The organism is Sorangium sp. So ce363 (genome assembly GCF_051520435.1).
GTDB lineage: Bacteria > Myxococcota_A > Polyangia > Polyangiales > Polyangiaceae > Sorangium > Sorangium cellulosum_B.
Window position 1 is genome coordinate 8,225,844 of the sequence record NZ_CP150333.1, and the last position, 16,791, is coordinate 8,242,634.

Consider the following 16,791-nt stretch of genomic DNA (forward strand, 5'->3'; position numbering starts at 1 on the left):
GTCATGAGGACAACGCCGTCCAGGCGCCCGTCCGGAGGCCCGGCCATCGCCGGCCCGGTCGCCGGCGGCCGTCACCGCAGTCCATCGCCACCGAAAGCCATCATGCTCCGCTCGCCGCTCCTGCCGATCTTCCTTACCGTCTTCGTCGACGTCCTCGGCCTCACGCTCGTTCTCCCCCTCCTCCCGTTCTACGCCGAGCACTTCGGCGCCAGCGAGCTCGTGGTGGGCGTGCTCGCGGCGAGCTACGCGGTCTGTCAGCTCGTCTCCGGGCCGATCCTCGGCCGGATCTCGGACCGGGTGGGCCGCAAACCCACGCTGCTCGTGAGCCAGACCGGCACGTTCCTCGGGTTCCTGGTGCTCGGCTCGGCGAGCTCGCTCTGGATGCTGTTCCTCGGGAGGATCATCGACGGGCTCACGGCCGGGAACCTGACGATCGCGCAGGCGTACATCAGCGACGTGACCCGGCCCGAGGAGCGCACCAAGGCGTTCGGCCTCATCGGCATCGCCTTCGGCTCCGGGTTCCTGCTCGGCCCGGCCATCACGGGGGAGCTCGCGAGCCGCTTCGGCTACGGCGCGCCGGCGTACGGCGCGGCGGCGCTGTCGCTCCTGTCGGTCCTCCTCACGGCCACGCTGCTCCCGGCGAAGCCGCCCGTGCCGGCGGCCCAGGACGGGGCGACCTCCGCCGCCGCCCGGCTGGCGTCGCTCGGCCGCGGAGACGCCTTCCGCCGGTACTTCGACCGACCGCTCCCGCGCCGCCGGCTGCTCGAGTTCTTCGCCTTCTCCCTCTCCTTCTCGACGCTCATCGGCGGCCTTGCGCTCTTCCTCGAGCGGCGCTTCGCGTTCGGCGTCAAGGAGACGGGCTATCTCTACGCCTTCTCCGGGCTCATCGGCGGCAGCATCCAGGGCGGCCTGATCGGCCGGCTGGCGAAGCGGTACGGCGAGGAGCGGCTCGCGCTGGTCGGCTTCGGCACGATGGTGGTCGGCTACGGCCTGCTCGGCATCGCGTACACCCTGCCCGTGCTGCTCGCGCTCGTGGGGATCGCGGCGTTCGGCGCGGCGGTGGTGAGGCCGGCCGTCACCACGCTCCTCACGAAGAGCGTCGGCCGCGACGAGCAGGGCGCGGCGCTCGGCGTGAGCCAGTCGCTGGCGAGCATCTCGCAGATCATCGGCCCCATCGGCGCCGGCTGGCTGATCGAGCACCGGGCGCTCGCGGCGTACGGCCTGATGGCGGCGAGCTTCGCCGCCCTCGGCGTCCTCCTCGGCCTGCAGAAGATCCCCGTCAGCGAGCCGATCGAGCTCTAAGCGCCGCGCCCGGTTCCTCGCGGAACCACATCGGTCTCCGCCCCCCTCGGCACCAAGCAGAGCGGCAGCCGAGCCGCAGCAGAGCGGCAGCAGAGCGGCGGTCACCCGCACAGGAGACGGGCCCAGATCGGCGTTTTCGGCGCGCAAGCGCACTCCGGTGCGCTGAGCACCGAAAACGTCGAGATGGGCCCGTATCCGAAGCGGGTGACCGCCGCTCTAGGCGCGCGCACCCTTCACAAAGGGTAGGAGGGCGTCGACGAGCGGCGGCGTGGCGTCGTCGAGACGCCGGGGGTTGTGCCAGGCGAACGGCTCGACGAGGCGCGACGGCCGGAGGCCGAGCTTGCCGCGCGAGCACTCCACGAGGAGCGACAGCGCCCCGTGACGATCGTGGAGCCAGTCGATCTCCAGGCCGGCCTTGCGGACGCCCCAGGCGAAGCGGACGTAGGGCATGGCGCGGTACGGCCTGCGGTCCGCGGCGCGCGCGACGCGCAGCGCGAAGGCGCGGTGCTCGGCGGCGTCGGCCACGGGCCAGAGGCTGTGCGCCGGCGGGTACAGCACGGCGCCGCCGGCGCTGTGCAGCGACAAGGCGCGGTCGATCCGGCGCGACGACAGCGCGTGCGCGATGGCCTCCACCTCCGGCTCGCTGGCGGGGCGGCTGCCGGGCGAGAAGAGGAGCCCGATGAAGCGCTGGATGAGGCCGCGCTCGTACCATCCCGCGTCGAAGTTCCGGTTCAGGTCGACGCCCCGGGCATTGCCCCGCACGTACCGGTGTCGCCCGGCGCGGAGGTTCATCTCGACGCGGAGGAGCCCATCCGGGTTCACGATCGGGACGGCGAGGATCGACCGGCCCCCGAGGTCCTGGGTCGCGAGGCGATCGAGCAGCGCGAGGTGGGCCTCGATGCCGATCCACTCGAGGGGGTGGATCCCGGACAGGATCACCGTCGTCCGCACGCGCTCGCGCGACCCGGCTCCCGTCGAGGGGCGCAGGCTGGCGCGCTCGGCGCGCTCGGCCAACCGAGCGAGGGCGGCGTCGCTCGGCGCCGGGTCGTCCGCGCCGCCCGGCGCGCGGCTGCCATCGGGATCCGGCGTGCCATCCGACGTGCCATCGAGCGGACGGAGTGAGACGCCGTTCGCAACGCTCTGTCCTCCCTGAGCGCTCGGCGCCAGGAGGCCTGCGGCATGCTTCTCGCCGCGCGCAGCGGCCAGGCTGGCTGCGCCGAGGTGAACGGCGAGCAGCGGCTCGCCCCGGATCGAGCGCCCGATCAGCGTGACCTGCGCGCCGCGGTCGGCGAGCCGCTCGATCGCCTCCAGGAGCTCGCCGTACCCGCGGTAGGGACCGAGCCCGCGGCGAGCGAGCAGACGGGAGAGCGGCGCGCGTCGGTGTATAAAGAGGGCCGCCCTCAGGGCAGCCCGGCCTTGCTCTTCCGACGCCTGATCGGACTTCGGCATGCAGGGCTCACCTTTACCCTAGATGGCACGAACTATAGACCACCGGCCGCGCGTTCGTGCGATCCGGACCAGGTCAAACCAGGGATTACCGTGGCAGCGGGCGCGCATATGGAATTCGACGGCAGCGGGTGGGCGGAAGGACGTATCGAGCTGCTGCCTCCGAGCCAGGGGTGGTCGCTGCTGTCGCCGGAGCCCGAGGCGCGGATCGACGAGCACCGCTGGGCACATCAGGCGCGCGTCTTCTTCGGGGCGGAGCTCACGCTCGTGCAGAAGAAGGCGTATCCGTCGGGGAGCACGCCGATGGCCGACGCCGTCGAGGTGGACGTCGCGCGCACCTCCTCTTCTTCTACTTCCACGCCGCGCGCGACGAGCCGCGTGCTCGTCATGACGGTGCCGCTGGATCGCGCGCCGCTCGTGCGAGCGGCGGCCGCGGCGGGGGTGCGGGCGATCGGCGGGCGCGGGTTCGACGCGCTGCTCGCGCGGGCGCGGCGGGTCTGGCAGGTGCGAGAGCCGCCGATCGCCGGCGACGACGCGCGAGCGCCCCTGGTCGTCACCGCGGTGCTCGCGGCGGTGCTGCTCGCGCCCGTGGTGCCGCCCGGCGAAGAGACGATCTTCGGGGTGAAGGGGGCCAGAGAGCGGCTGCAGCGGCTCGGCTGGTGACGGGGCGGCGCGTCGCGCCCGCCCTCGGCCGCCTGCCGAGGGATGTCGTGCTCGGCGCTCTGAGGTGCCTGCTCGTCGGGCGCCTGTACTAGCGTGCGCGCCCGTGCGCTCCCGCTTCCCGCTCGTGGCCGCCCTGTTCTTCGTCTCTGGCGCGACCGGCCTCCTCTACGAGGTCGCCTTCTCCAAGCTGCTCGCCTACGTCTTCGGCGCCACCGCGTATGCCGTGAGCACGGTCCTCGCCGCCTTCATGGGCGGCCTCGCCCTCGGCGCGCACCTCGGCGGACGCCACGCCGCGTCCGCGCGCCGCCCGCTCGTCGTCTACGGCGCGCTCGAGGTGATCGTCGGCGCGATCTGCGCCGTCTCGCCGTTCCTGTTCGAGGCGCTGACCTCGGCCTACGTCGCCGTCGCCCGCGCAGCGCCCGACTCGCTCGCGCTGCTCACCGCGGCGCGCGCCGCGCTGACCGCGCTCGTGGTCGTCGTCCCCACGGTCGCGATGGGCGCCACGCTGCCGGTGCTCTCGCGCATCCTCCGCGCCGGCGCCGCGCCGGACGGCGGCGCGCCTCCCGCCGAGCACGACGCCGCGCGCCGCCTCGCCTCGCTCTACGCCATCAACACGGCCGGCGGCGCGGCCGGCGCGCTCTCCGGCGCCTACGTGGTCCTCCCGCACCTCGGCATCCGAGGCGCGCTCTGGTCCGCGGCGATCGCCAACATCGTCCTCGGCGTCGTCGCGATCTCCGCCGGGCTGCGCGGCCCGGCGCCTGCTGCCGCCGCCCCCGACGCGCGCTCCCCCGAGGCCCGCACCGCGGACGCTCCGCTCCCTGCGGCCGCCGGCCGGGCTGAACCGCCGTTCCTGCTCCTGCTCGCGTTCGCGTCGGGCTTCCTGGTCTTCGCCGCCGAGGTGGTCCAGACCCACCTGCTCGCGCTGCTCATCGGCAACAGCGCCTACGCCTTCGGGCTGATGCTCGCCGTCTTCCTCGTCTGCCTCGCGGCCGGCGCCGCGCGCTCGCCTGCCCTCGCGCGCCGCCACGGCGAGGGCGCGCTCTCCCGGGGGCTCGCCGCCGCCGCGCTCTCGCTCGCCGCCACCGTCCCGCTCTGGGACCAGCTCCCGCGGCTCTTCGCCTTCGCGGGCAAGCACGTCGACGGGTGGGCCGGCCGCGAGGCGTGCCGCGCGCTCGCCGCCCTCGCGATCCTCGCGCTGCCCACGCTGTGCATGGGCACCACCTTCCCCCTGCTCCTCGCGCGCGCCGCCGCGCACGCCGACGTCGCCGCGCGCGTCGGCAGGCTGACCTCCGCGAACACCCTGGGCACGATCGCCGGATCCATCGTCACCGGCTACCTCATCCTGCCCGCGCTCGGCTCCGAGCGCGCGCTCCTGACGATCGCGCTCGCCTTCGCCCTCACGGCCGTCCTCGCCGCCGCGCGCGCCGGGGCGGAGCTCCCCCGCGCCCTCGCGCTGGCCGCGGCGGCGGGGGCGCTCGCCGTGCTCGCGCCCCGCTGGGACATGGCCCGCCTCACGAGCGGCGCGAACGTCTATTTCGCCATGGGGCCGCGCCCCGAGCGCATCGACTTCGTGCGCGAGGACGTGCACGGCGGCGTCACCACGGTCGCGCACCTCGCCGGCGTCACGACCATGTATACGAACGGCAAGTTCCAGGGCGACGACGGCCCCGAGATGACGGCGCAGCGGCGGTTCGCGCACTTCCCCTCGCTCTTCCTCCGCGACACGCGCGCCGCGCTCGTCATCGGCCTGGGCACCGGCACGACGACCGGCACCATCGCGGCCTACCCCTTCGAGCGCATCGACGTCGCCGAGATCTCGCCCGCGATCGTCGAGGCGTCTCGGCGCTTCTTCGCCGGCCCGAGCCTCCGCGCGCTCGACGATCCCCGCGTCCGCCTCTCGCTCAACGACGGCAGGAACGAGCTGCTCGTCGCCGCCCCGGGCCGCTACGATCTCATCGCCATCGAGCTCACCAGCGTCTGGTTCGCGGGCGCCGCGAGCCTCTATAGCCACGAGTTCTACGAGCTGGCCCGGTCCCGGCTCACCGAGGGCGGCGTCTTGCAGCAGTGGGTGCAGCTCCACCACATCCGGCGGCGCGAGCTCGCCGTCGTGGTGAGGACGATGCGCAGCGCATTCCCGCACGTCGCGCTGTTCGTGGGCGGCGCGCAAGGCATCCTCGTCGCGAGCGGCGCGCCGCTCGTCGCCTCGGGGGCGCGCCTCGCCGGGCTCGACGCGCGCCCGTCGCTCCAGGCGACGCTCGCCGGCGCGCGGCTCGAGGACCTCCTCGACGCCCTCGTCACCTCGGGCGACGATCTCGATCGCCTCGTCGCCGACGCGGCCGAGGACGGCGGCCCGATCCTGTCCACGGACGACAACCTCTACCTCGAGTACGCCACGCCGAAGGGGAACGTGCTCCCGTACGGCGCGTCGCTCGACGCGACGCTCGCGCTCCTCGAGCGTTACCGGACGCGGGCGCCGCGCACGCGGCACCTCGCGCCCTGAGGTCGCTCAGCCCCCGCCCGCGGGCACCTCGCCCTGAGGTCGCTCAGCCCCCGCCCGCGGGCGCCGCGCCACCCTTCGCGGGCGCGCTCTCCTTGGCCGGCGCGCTCGGCGCGGGGGGCTCGCCCTCCTGCGCCTCCGACGTGGCCCGTGGCTTGACCTGCACCGGCTTGATCTCGTCGCCCGTCGCCACGAAGCCCTTGCGGGGCGGGGGCGCCTTGAGCTGCGCGGCCTGCTCCGCGCGCTGCTTGCGCTGCTCGAGGCTCAGCACCTCCAGCGCCAGGCCGCCCCTGTACGGATCCTGCCCCAGGAAGGGGCGCCCGTTCACCTCGGCCACATGGAACTCGACCCGGCGGTTCTCGCTGCGGCCTGCCGCGATCTCGTTCGGCCCGAGCGGGCGCGACTCGCCGAAGCCCACGGCGATCAGCCGGTCGCTCTCGACCTCGTGATCGACCAGCCAGTCGGCGACCGCGAGGGCGCGCCGCGCGCTGAGCGCCTGGTTGTGCTCCTCGCTCGACTGCGCGTCCGTGTGCCCCTCGATCCGCAGCCGCGTCACCTCGGGGTGCTCCTTGATGAACTGGAGCAGCGTCTCCAGCGTCTTCTCGCTGCCCGGCCGGATCGTCGCCTTGCTCGTGTCGAAGACGATCTTGCCCTCGATGTAGACCTGGCTCTCCCCGCCCTGCTCCGACCAGGGCTTCTCCGGGTACCATCGCGGGAGCGCCTGCTGCTCCTCGGCGCGCGGCAGCTCCCGCGGCGGCAGCCGGTTGTCGCTGCACCCCTGGCCAGCAAACGCGGCGGGCGCGAGCGCCGCCGCGAGCGCGAACGGCAGGGAGGTGCGGGCGGCCTGCTTCCTCTTCGGGTCCATCTCGCCCTGCAGCGTGTCAGAACCGGCGCTCGGACCGCAAGTAACCTGGCGGACGCCGGGCTGACCGGCGCGGAACGCGGCTTATGGTAAGAGGATCGCCATGTCCGCGCTGTCGTCCACGCCCGAGGGCTCGCCCATTGATGCCAAGCTCGCCGGGCTGCGCGCCCGGCTCCGGGAGCTCGGATCGGTCCTCGTCTGCTACTCCGGCGGGGTCGACAGCGCCTTCGTCCTCGCGGTCGCGCACCAGGAGCTCGGCCCGAGGGCCGTCGGGATGACCGCGGTCTCGCCGAGCCTCGCGCCGGCCGAGAAGGAAGAGGCCACCTCGATCGCCCGGCTGATCGGCGCCGATCACCGGCTCGTCGAGTCGTCCGAGATCGACGATCCGCGCTACGTCGCGAACAACCCGGATCGCTGCTTCCACTGCAAGAGCGAGCTCTACCGGATCGCCGCGCGAAGGCGATCCGAGTGGGCGCTCGCGGCGATCGTGAACGGCACCAACACCGACGACCTCGGCGACTACCGCCCCGGGCTGGAGGCGGCGCGGGAGGCGGGCGTGCTGAGCCCCCTCGTCGAGCTCGGCTTCAGCAAGGCCGATGTGCGCGCCGGCGCGGCGCGCGTCGGCCTGCCCATCTGGGACAAGCCGGCCGCGGCCTGCCTCTCCAGCCGGATCCCTTACGGGACCAGCGTCACGCGCGAGCGGCTCGCGCAGATCGGCGGCTTCGAGGCGGCGCTGCGCGGCATCGGGTTCCGCCAGGTCCGCGTCCGATACCACGACGACCTCGCGCGCATCGAGCTCGACGCGGGCGAGCTCGCGCGCGCCGCCGAGCCGCCGGTGCGCGCCGAGATCGTGGCCGCCGGCAAGCGGCACGGCTTCCGGTACGTGACGCTCGATCTCGGCGGGTACAGGACCGGCAGCCACAACGAGGTCCTCGTCGGCCGCGCCCTCAAGATCGTGAGCTGATCTCGCTGGAGCCGCGGCCTCACACGAGCGAGGAGCGCACGACCTTGGCGCGCTCGTCGCGCTCCTTCAGGTGCTCGAGGATGATCACCGCCGTCTCCTCGATGGCGCGCTTGGTGACGTCGACCACCGGCCACTCCGGGTGCGCGGCGAAGAGACGGTTCGCGAAGTCGAGCTCCTGCCGGACGTGCTCGCGCATCGCGTAGTTGGTCTCGGAGGGCATCCCGAGCTGGCGCAGCCGCGCCTGCCGGATCTCGCAGAGCTGATCGATCCCGATGGTCAGCCCGACGACCCGATCCTGGGGGGCCTCCATCAGCTCGAGCGGCGGCGGAACGCCGAGCACCAGGGGGAGGTTCGCGACCTTGAGGCCGCGCTGCGCGAGCAGCGTCGACAGCGGCGTCTTCGACGTGCGCGAGACGCCGACGAGGACGATGTCGGCCCTCTTGAAGTTCCGCGGCTCCTTCCCGTCGTCGCTCTTCACCGCGAACTCCACCGCCTCGATGCGCCGGAAGTACTCCTCGCTCAGCGGGAGCATCGCGCTCGGCAGGTTGATGGGCTCCCGGTCGAGGAAGGTGCCGAGCCGGACGATGAGCGAGCCGATCAGATCGATCGCCTCGATGTTCAGCTCGGCGGTGGACGCATGCAGGAACTCGCGCAGCTCGGGGCTCACCACGGTGAACACGACGAGCGCGCCCTCCCGGGCCGCGCGCTCGAGCACCGGCCGCGCGACCTCCGGCGTGCGCACCCGGGTGTGGAGGCGGATCTGCACCCCCGCGTCCGGGTACTGGAGGAGCGCGGCGCGCACGGCCTTCTCCGCCGTCTCTCCGGTGGAGTCGCTCAGGACGTCGATGAACTTCGCCTTGTCCATGTCCGATCCCTCCGTCGCCATGTCGGCTCAGGCGCTCGAGGCAGGGCTCGTGCCTCGGCGTTCAGCAGAGCGCGAAGGATCGCGCGCGGCCGCGCGCCAGGTCAACCAAACAGCCCCTTCAGCTTCTCCATGAAGGTGGCCTGCTGAGGCTGCACGTTCTCGCCGAGCTCCTTCGCCAGCTGCGCGATGAGCTCCCGCTGCGTCGCGGTGAGCTGCGTCGGCACCTCGACGCTCACCTCGACGAGCTGGTCGCCGCGCCCGCCCACGACGCGACGCGGTATGCCCTTGCCCTTGATCCGGAGCACCGCGCCGGGCTGCGTGCCCGGGGGGATGCGGAGCCGGCCCTTCCCCTCCAGCGTCGGGATCTCCAGCTCGCCGCCGAGCGCCGCGCGCGCGAACGAGATCGGCACGGAGCACACCACGTCGTCGCCGACGCGGCGGAAGAGCTCGTGCGGCGAGACGCGGATGGTGAGCTCCAGATCGCCCGGCCCCCGGTCGGAGCGGACGGCGTTGCCGCCGCGCTCCACGAGCCGCGTCGCGCCGTTCTCCACGCCCGGAGGGATCGTCACCTCGATCGTCTTCTGCTTCGCCGCGAGGCCGGCGCCGCGGCACGTCCTGCACGGGTCGGTCACGATCCGCCCCGTGCCGCGGCACCGCCCGCAGGGGCGCTCGATCGCGATGGGGAACATCCCCTGCTGCATCCGGACGCGGCCGCGGCCCGAGCACGCCGAGCAGCGCTCGGTCGACGCGCCCGGCGCGGAGCCCGAGCCGGCGCAGTCGCCGCACGGCTCGACGCGATCGTAGGTGATCTCCTTCGCGCAGCCGAACGCCGCCTCCTCGAAGGTGATCCGCACCTCCTTCTGCAGCGTCCCGCGGTCGCCGACCCGGATGCCCAGGGCGCCGAGGAGATCGCCGAAGATGGCGTCCAGGTTGAGGTCCTGCATGTCGAAGGGCACGCCCGGGACCCCAGAGCCGGCGGAGGCGCCGACGGCGGCGGGGCCGAACCGATCGAACGCCGCGCGCTTCTGCGGATCGCTCAGGATCTGGTAGGCCGCGTTCAGCTCTTTGAAGCGGACGTGCGCGCCCTGATCCCCCGGGTTCTTGTCGGGATGGTGCTGGCCGGCGAGCCGCCGGAAGGCGCTCTTGATTTCATCCTGCGTCGAGGAACGCTCGACGCCCAATACTTCGTACGGATCCCGCACGACGTGCGAAATAGCATCGATCGCCCTCCCGGGACAGCGGCTACCGGGCCGCCTAATCCGCTGATTTCCCTTCGGGCCCGGCGAGTTCGCGCTTCATCACCTTGCCCGTCGGGTTGCGCGGCAGCGCGTCGACGAAGACGACCTCGCGCGGGACCTTCGGGCCCGCGAGCCGCGCGCGGCAGTGCGCCCGGATGTCGCCCTCGCTCGCGGTCGCGCCGGGGCGCAGGGCGACGACCGCGCGCACGCGCTCCCCGAAGGCGCGATCCGGGACGCCCACCACCGCGGCCTCGGCGACCGCCGGGTGCTCGTGGAGGACCGACTCCACCTCGGCGGGGTACACGTTCACGCCCCCCGAGATGATGAGCTCCCGCTTGCGGCCCTCGAGGTGGTAGCAGCCGCGCGCGTCGCGGCGGGCGAGGTCGCCGACCGAGAAGTAGCCGTCGCGCGTCGACTCGCGCGTGGCGCCTGGGTCCCTGTGGTAGCCGGAGACCAGCAAGGAGCTCCTCACGTAAAGCTCGCCCACCTCGCCGTCCTGGCACGGCGTCCCGTCCTCGCGCGCGAGGAGCAGCTCGCTGCCGGCGACGGGGCGCCCGATGGTGCCCGGCGAGGCGCGCAGATCCCCGGGGCCCGCGATCGTCACGATGCCCGTCTCGGTCGCGCCGTAGAAGTTGAAGAGCCGGTCGCCGAACGCCGCCATCACCTCCGCCGCGAGCGCCGGCGAGAGCGGCGCGCCGCCCACGAAGATCGCGGTGAGCGACGACGTGTCGTAGGCGCTGAGCCGCGCCTCGCCGAGCTCGAGGACGCGGTGGAGCATCGTCGGGACGACCGCCGTGGTGGTCACGCGGTACCGCTGGATCGCCTCGAGGAAGAGCTCGGGCTGGAACTCCGGGAGGATCACGATCGTGGCGCCGACGATGAGCGACAGGTTGACGAAGCCGAGCGCCGTGAGGTGGTAGAGCGGGCACACGGCGAGGTGCACGTCCCCCGCGCGCATCGGGGTCGCGCCGATGGCCCCGAGCGCCGGCAGGACGATGCCGCCGCCGAAGCCGCGCACCGCGCCCTTCGGCTTGCCGGTGGTGCCGGACGTGTACATCACCACCGCGGCGCGCTCGCTCCGATCCGGCGAGGCGCCCCGCTCGGCGCCCCGCTCGGCGAGGAGGTCGTCGAGGTGCGAGAAGCCCGGGGCGCGCTCGCCGATCGCGATCATCTCCTCGGGCGGGATCCCCTCGAGCCGCGGCGCGGCCTCGCGGATCACCCCGGCGATGTCGGAGTCGAACAGGAGCAGGCGCGCCCCGGAGTGGCCGGCGAGGTAGGCGAGCTCCGCGGGGGTCGATCGCCACGAGGCCGCCACCACGGACGCGCCGACGCGGGCCAGCGCGACCTGGCACATCAGGAACTCGGGGCGGTTCTTGAGCGCGAGCAGCACGGTGACGCCCGGGCCGACGCCGCGCCGGTCGAGCGCGGAGCCCAGCCGATCGATGGCCTCGTTCAGCGCGAAGAAGGAGTAGACCCGATCCTCGGCCGGGGGCCCCGCGCCTCGCTCCGCCGCGCGGGGCGCGAGGCTCGCGAGGCCCAGCGGCTCGATCACCGCGATCCGGTGGGGGCTGTTCTCGGCGTGGAAACGGAACAAGAGCGACGGGTTCGCCTTGCCTCTCGCGAGCTCGCGCGCGAGCACCTTGAGCCCCGGCCAACGCAGCGCGGCGAGCAGCCCCGCCTGCGTCACTGCCCGCCCGGCGGCGAGCGTCGCGTCGATCGTGCCTCGCCCGCTCGCCAGCGCGGCCCTGACCCCTCCGAGTCGCATGGCCGGCGACTTTACTCTGGCCCGCATGCGTCGTGGTAGGGTGGGTCCCGTGACGGATGCTGACCGCCGCTCGGCCCATCGCGCCGCGATCGAGCTGAGCGTAGAGTACAAACGGCTCAACACGTTCTTCGCCGACTACACGCGCAACATCTCGAAAGGCGGGACGTTCATCCGGACGGATCGCCCGCTCGCGATCGGCACCGAGTTCGTGTTCGCCCTCTCGATCCGGAACCTGGCCGAGCCGCTCCGCCTTCGCGGGCGGGTGAAGTGGATCGTCACGACCGCCGAGGCGACAGAGTCGGCTCCGGCGGGGATGGGGATCGAGTTCCAGTACACGAGCGAGGCGGAGCGCGCCGCCACCGAGGCGGTGGTCGAGCAGCTGATGATGAGCGAGCTCGGCGAGACGCTCGCCTCCAAGCTGCTCGGCCGCAAGCTCGGCGACGGCTCGCGGTAGCGCCTCCGAGGGGTGCGCTCACGCTCCCCCCGTGTACACTGGCTCGCAATGTCGCTGCCGCCCCTGTTCCCTCGGCGCCGTCTCGCTCGGGGTCTCGCCGCGCTCGCCCTCGCGCTCTCTCCCGTCGCCTGCGGGGCCTCTGGCTCGCCGGGGGCGAAGGGGCCGCCAGGCGCCGAGGGCCGCGTCGCTGCCGTCGAGGTCCGCGACGCCGATTTCTCGGCCAGCCTGTTCGCGATCGTGCGCGACGGCAAGCAGAGCCCGCAGCGCACGGGCCTGCTCATCGGCGTGGTCCGCAGGCAGCTCGCGCACGCCGCCGGGCGCTTCAACGCAGGGCAGCCCGACCGGGCCGTCGAGAGCGTCCTGGGCGCGCTGGCCCTCGTCCGTCCCGGCGAGGGGCGCGCCGAGATGATCGACGCCGTGGGCGAGCGCGCCATCGCCGGCGCGATCGAGCGGCTCAGCCCGCGCGGCGACGAGGGGCGGGTGCGGGCCCTCATGGAGCTCCGCTCCGCCGCGCTGCCGAGCGGGAGCCGGGCCCGCGCCGAGAGCGACGAGCACCTCGCCGCGCTCGAGCAGTGGATGAAGGAGACGCGCACCGGCGGGCCGCTCGAGCAGCTCGGCGCGGATCAGCGCGCGGCCGTCTCGCGCGCCCTCGTCGACGGCCGCGCGGAGTCGATCCAGCGCGCGGCCGCCGCCACCGTGGCGTGGATCGATCGGGCGATCGAGTTCAACATCGAGTACCGGCAGGGCGGCGCGAGGCCGGAGCGCGAGGAGGCGGTCGAGGCGGCGCGCGCGCTCGAGTCGGGCGGCGCGAGCCTGGCGGCGCTGTTCCTCCGCTTCGGCGACGCGAAGGGCGCGATCGATCAGATCGACCGCACGAGCGTGCGCCGGGTGATCCCGCCCGGCCTGTACCAGCGGCTCAAGGCCGCCGCCTCCGACGACGACGCGGTCTCGTGGCAGGCGCTCGCCGCCGCCTTCGCGCAGCACGAGGCGCAGGAGCGCGACGCCGAGACCGGAATGCGGCAGGATCTGCTCGACGGTGCGATCTGGGGCGCGGCCCTCGAGGCCTACCGGCGCGACCCGCAGAACTACGACAGCGCCACGCTCCTCTCCCAGGTGATGATCCGCCTCGGCATGTCCGAGGCGACGCCGCTCGTGATCGTCGGCGCGCTCGGCGACCGGCCGAGCCCGGGCGCGCTCGGGGCCGCGCTCGGGCTCGTGCTGAGCGCGCTCTCGGAGGAGGCGTCGAACGACGATTTCGACGCGGCCCGGCGCACCTACAACGCGGCGGGGCCGCTGCTCGTGCTCGCCGATCGCGCGGCGCGCGGCGGCGGCGCGCTCGATCCTTCGGGCGCCCGCGTCCGTTCTCTCATGGCGTCGCTCGAGCTGCGCGCCGGCAACCTCGTGGCCGCGCTGCCGCTGCTCCGCGCGGCGACGGCGGCCGAGCCGACGGTCAACGGGCTCACGGTGCTCGCGATGGCCGAGCGGCAGTCCGGCGAGCCCCAGGCGGCGCTCGAGGACGTGCGGCGCGCGCTGGGAGCGCCGGACGCGCGCAGCGCGCCGCTCGAGATCATCCAGGCGCACCTGCTCGCCTTCGAGCTCCACCGCGACGCTGGCACGCAGGACCGGGCGAAGGAGTCGCTCGACGCCGCGCTCGCCGCCGCGCTCGACACCCGGCAGCGCGCCCGGGATCCCGGCGCCAAGGCGCGGACGGAGCGGCTGCTCGGGCGCATCCTCGACGGCTATGGCGACGAGAAGGGCGCGACCCGGGCGTACGATCGGGCGTTCGCCCTGGTGGCGGCCGAGCCGCCGCAGCTCGGCGCCACGATGCTCGACGCCGTGGGGCGCGCGCTCGTGGAGCGCGATCTCCCCGCCGCGCGGCGGGCGCTGAAGCGCGGCCTCGAGGCGAACGTGGACGAGGACGATCTCATCTACGGCGGGCTCTGGGTCCTGCTGCTGGAGCGCGCCCTCGGCGTCGCGACCGACGGCACCGCGGGTCGCGCGCTGGACAGCGCGACGAGCCGCGCGTCCTGGACGGGAAAGCTCGCGGCCTGGGCGAACGGTGGGCTCAGCGACGCGGATCTCGGCAGGCTCGCCCGGAGCGCGGCGCAGCGGGTGGAGGCGCAATTTTACACCGCGATGGCCAGGAAGGCGGCGGGGGATGCCGGCGCGGACGAGCGGCTCCGCGCGGTGTCGAAGAGCCCCGTGATCGACCTGCTCGAGGTGCACCTCGCGCGCGAGATGCTGGCGCCCGCGCTGCACCTCGATCTGCCCCGCAACGCGGGCCTTCCGTAGAACGCGCCAGCGATCCCGCGCGGGATGACCGGCGCCGGAGGTGCGATACGGTCTCCGCTGGTCAGGTGGCGAGTTGGTCGGATGACCAGCGCGCGACGCGGAGCGCGCGACGCGGAGCGCCAATAGCGCGCGGAAGGAATAAAGGGCTTCCACGCGTGCGCCTTGTCGTTCGATGATCGATGAATGTCCGATGACCGGATCGATCCGCTCGAGAAGCTCGCCGCCGCTCACCGGAGCCTGGAAGAGAACCTGAACGATCTCGCGCGCGCCGCGCGCGCGCTCAGCGATCCCCGCGGGCGTGCCGCCGCGCTCGAGGGTCTCTCCAGCGTGGTGGCCTACTTCGAGCGGTCGATGAGCCGGCATCGCGAGGACGAGGAGCGCTCGCTGTACCCGCGGCTCGCGGTGCTCGAGGCGATCGCGCCGACCCTCGAGCGCCTCCGGCAGGAGCACAAGGCGCAACAGCGCGCGATCGATGCGCTGCGCGCCGCGATCGAAAGAGACGGCGGCCCCGAGGCCGTGGAGACGATCCCCCAGCTCATCGAGGACCTGCGCGCTGCGCACCAGCGCCATGTGGAGAGCGAGGAGCAGGAGGTATTTCCGGCCGCTCGCCGGTTCCTGCAGGCCTCGGCCAAGCAGGGGATCTGGAACGAGATGGAGACGCGCCGAGGGCGCGGCGGGCAAGGCAACCCGGCCAAGGGCATCAGCGGGCGCCCATACCGCCCCGGCGGGATGCGCAGGGGCCCGTAGGCCCGCCCCGGGGGATGCGCAGGGGGCGCGGCCGATCGGCGCGGCCGACGGGAGACCGTTCCTAGAATTGCTCCTCGCGCGCGCGCTCGAGCGCGGCGCGCAGGTAGTTCTGCGCTCGCAGCGTGTACGCCCCGTCGGGGTGCTGGTCCAGGTGGCTGCGGAACGCCTCCGCCGATTGCATGAAGCTCCCCAGCCGATAGAGCGTGACGCCGCGGGCGAGGTGCCTGGGATAGGAGGGGTCGAGCGCGGCGAGCTCGTCGATCTTCTTCAGGCGATACTGCTCCTCGGCGCGCCGCGCCTCCGCTGCGCGGAGCGCCGCCGCGGGTGCGCGCGGCCCCGACCCACCCGCCTGCGCAAGGCGCGCCGCCGTCTCCTCGTCGGGAGGAGCCGGGAGGGTCTGCGCGCTCCTCGCGGCGACGAGCGGGTGCGCGAGCAAGAACTTGAACAGCGCGCGCTCCTCGTCGAGCGCCGGGGCGAACGGATCTCGCTGGACGCCGACGATGGCGCTCCAGCGCTTCTTGAAGAGCACACCGAGCGCGACGCCATCCATGGCGACGCGGCGGGCCCCCTCCCCGCCGCCGCGCGGCGCCGCGTCCCCCTGCCCCAGCCAGGCGTTTCGGCGGAGCAGCCCGAGGAAATCGCCGCCGAGCTCGCGGAGCTCGTCGGACTCCTCGCCGGTCGCCTCGAAGCGGCGCACCTCGCGGACGAACGCTCTCAACTGGTAGGCGCGCAGCCGGAGCACCGCCTCGTCCCCCTGGGCGAGCGCGCGGCCCACGGCGTCGATCACGCGCGCGCGCGCGGCGAGGAGCTCGGCCTCGGTGTGATCCGCGTCGGCGTCCACGAGCCCGAACGCGCGGACGGCGGAGCCGAGCTCGCGCACCTCGGCGTCGAGCCCGAGCTCCTCGGCCTCGCGGGCGCGCGTGATGTCCGCGTCTCGCACGCGCGCGAGGGCTCGCGCGTCGGCGAGCGGCAGCGGCAGCTCGGCCGGCTCGACCGACCGCGGCACAGCGAGGATCGCCGCGGACCCCGCGATGAACACGGCCACGAGCCCCGGCTCCCAGCCCTCGAGGTGCCGCTTCCAGCCGCGGCGCGCCCCCGCGTCGGCCCTCGTGGACGACGCGACCGCGACCGCGGGGGTGGTGCTGCTGCCGCTGTTGTTCGATCGGCTCGAGCGACTCGAGCGGCTCGAGCGGCTCGAAGAAGAACTCGAGCGCGGCTCCCGGCGCTTGACAGCGACGCTCTCGGCTCGCGACATTGATCGTCTCCTCTGCGCTCCAGAATACCCCACGCGGCGCGCCTCAGCGCCGCGCAGCTAGCCAGCGAGGAACGTGCGAGATCACCGGAAGCACCCGCGCAAGCAAATCGAGCTCTCGATCGCGTTCCGGATCGGTGACGGCCCGCGCGTCGACGCGATATGCCGCGACCTCAGCCTCGGCGGGATGTTCATCGAGACGAGCTCGCCGGCTCCCTTCGGCGCGACCGTCGAGGTGCTGCTGTCCCTGCAAGGACTGAAGCAGGTCGCCGTGATCCCGTCGGTGGTGCGATGGACCACCCCTGAGGGGATGGGGGTACAGTTCGGCATGATGGGCGCACGCGAGACCTACGCGCTCACGCAGCTCCTCGGCTCCCTCTAGAGCGGCGGTCACCCGCACAGGAAGAGCGGCGGTCACCCGCACAGGAGACGGGTCCAGATCGG

14 protein-coding genes are annotated in these 16,791 nt (G+C 73.7%); 8 read left to right on the top strand and 6 right to left on the bottom strand.

From position 1 onward, the window contains the following. The first annotated feature begins 102 nt into the window (after positions 1-102). The gene (locus tag WMF12_RS30835) at positions 103-1,302 is read left to right on the top strand and encodes an MFS transporter (RefSeq protein WP_437851142.1); all 1,200 of its coding nucleotides are present in this window, start codon (positions 103-105) and stop codon (positions 1,300-1,302) included. A 216-nt stretch (positions 1,303-1,518) separates the two neighbouring features. Here the strand turns inward: WMF12_RS30835 and WMF12_RS30840 are convergent, their stop codons facing one another. Beyond that, positions 1,519-2,751, bottom strand: coding sequence for a M14 family metallopeptidase (locus WMF12_RS30840; RefSeq protein ID WP_437851144.1), 1,233 nt, complete (start codon positions 2,749-2,751; stop codon positions 1,519-1,521). A gap of 108 nt (positions 2,752-2,859) precedes the next feature. Between WMF12_RS30840 and WMF12_RS30845 the strand changes: the two genes are divergently transcribed. Both WMF12_RS30845 and WMF12_RS30850 read left to right on the top strand, forming a co-directional pair. After that, complete coding sequence (locus WMF12_RS30845; RefSeq protein ID WP_437851146.1) at positions 2,860-3,411, top strand: hypothetical protein; 552 nt, start codon at positions 2,860-2,862, stop codon at positions 3,409-3,411. Between the two features lie 103 nt (positions 3,412-3,514). Then, positions 3,515-5,911, top strand: a complete 2,397-nt coding sequence (locus WMF12_RS30850) for a fused MFS/spermidine synthase (RefSeq protein WP_437851148.1) — start codon at positions 3,515-3,517, stop codon at positions 5,909-5,911. Between the two features lie 43 nt (positions 5,912-5,954). Here WMF12_RS30850 and WMF12_RS30855 read toward each other — a convergent pair whose 3' ends face one another. Further along, the gene (locus WMF12_RS30855; protein ID WP_437851149.1) at positions 5,955-6,773 is read right to left on the bottom strand and encodes an OmpA family protein; all 819 of its coding nucleotides are present in this window, start codon (positions 6,771-6,773) and stop codon (positions 5,955-5,957) included. Between the two features lie 100 nt (positions 6,774-6,873). On the opposite strand from WMF12_RS30855, the gene larE reads away from it, so the two are divergent. Then, on the top strand, positions 6,874-7,734 hold the full coding sequence (gene larE, locus WMF12_RS30860) for an ATP-dependent sacrificial sulfur transferase LarE (RefSeq protein WP_437740245.1): 861 nt from the start codon (positions 6,874-6,876) through the stop codon (positions 7,732-7,734). 19 nt (positions 7,735-7,753) lie between these two features. On the opposite strand, the gene WMF12_RS30865 is transcribed toward larE, so the two are convergent. From WMF12_RS30865 to WMF12_RS30875, 3 genes are all read right to left on the bottom strand, one after another. Further along, positions 7,754-8,599, bottom strand: a complete 846-nt coding sequence (locus tag WMF12_RS30865; protein ID WP_437740246.1) for a pyruvate, water dikinase regulatory protein — start codon at positions 8,597-8,599, stop codon at positions 7,754-7,756. A gap of 101 nt (positions 8,600-8,700) precedes the next feature. Continuing rightward, complete coding sequence (gene dnaJ / locus WMF12_RS30870) at positions 8,701-9,801, bottom strand: molecular chaperone DnaJ (protein ID WP_437851151.1); 1,101 nt, start codon at positions 9,799-9,801, stop codon at positions 8,701-8,703. A gap of 52 nt (positions 9,802-9,853) precedes the next feature. Next, positions 9,854-11,602 carry a class I adenylate-forming enzyme family protein gene (locus WMF12_RS30875; protein WP_437851153.1) on the bottom strand — a complete coding sequence of 583 codons (1,749 nt, stop codon included), beginning with the start codon at positions 11,600-11,602 and terminating at the stop codon, positions 9,854-9,856. A gap of 49 nt (positions 11,603-11,651) precedes the next feature. On the opposite strand from WMF12_RS30875, the gene WMF12_RS30880 reads away from it, so the two are divergent. From WMF12_RS30880 to WMF12_RS30890, 3 genes are all read left to right on the top strand, one after another. Then, complete coding sequence (locus WMF12_RS30880) at positions 11,652-12,056, top strand: PilZ domain-containing protein (RefSeq protein WP_437740249.1); 405 nt, start codon at positions 11,652-11,654, stop codon at positions 12,054-12,056. A gap of 48 nt (positions 12,057-12,104) precedes the next feature. Further along, positions 12,105-14,348, top strand: coding sequence for a hypothetical protein (locus WMF12_RS30885; protein ID WP_437851155.1), 2,244 nt, complete (start codon positions 12,105-12,107; stop codon positions 14,346-14,348). 183 nt (positions 14,349-14,531) lie between these two features. Then, entirely contained in the window at positions 14,532-15,095 is a 564-nt protein-coding gene (locus WMF12_RS30890) for a hemerythrin domain-containing protein (RefSeq protein WP_012238484.1), read from the top strand. Positions 15,096-15,156: 61 nt separating this feature from the next. Here WMF12_RS30890 and WMF12_RS30895 read toward each other — a convergent pair whose 3' ends face one another. After that, the gene (locus WMF12_RS30895) at positions 15,157-16,350 is read right to left on the bottom strand and encodes a hypothetical protein (RefSeq protein WP_437851157.1); all 1,194 of its coding nucleotides are present in this window, start codon (positions 16,348-16,350) and stop codon (positions 15,157-15,159) included. A gap of 73 nt (positions 16,351-16,423) precedes the next feature. On the opposite strand from WMF12_RS30895, the gene WMF12_RS30900 reads away from it, so the two are divergent. Further along, a complete protein-coding gene (locus WMF12_RS30900) occupies positions 16,424-16,729 on the top strand; it encodes a PilZ domain-containing protein (RefSeq protein ID WP_012238486.1) in 306 nt (101 codons plus the stop codon). Positions 16,730-16,791 lie beyond the last annotated feature (62 nt).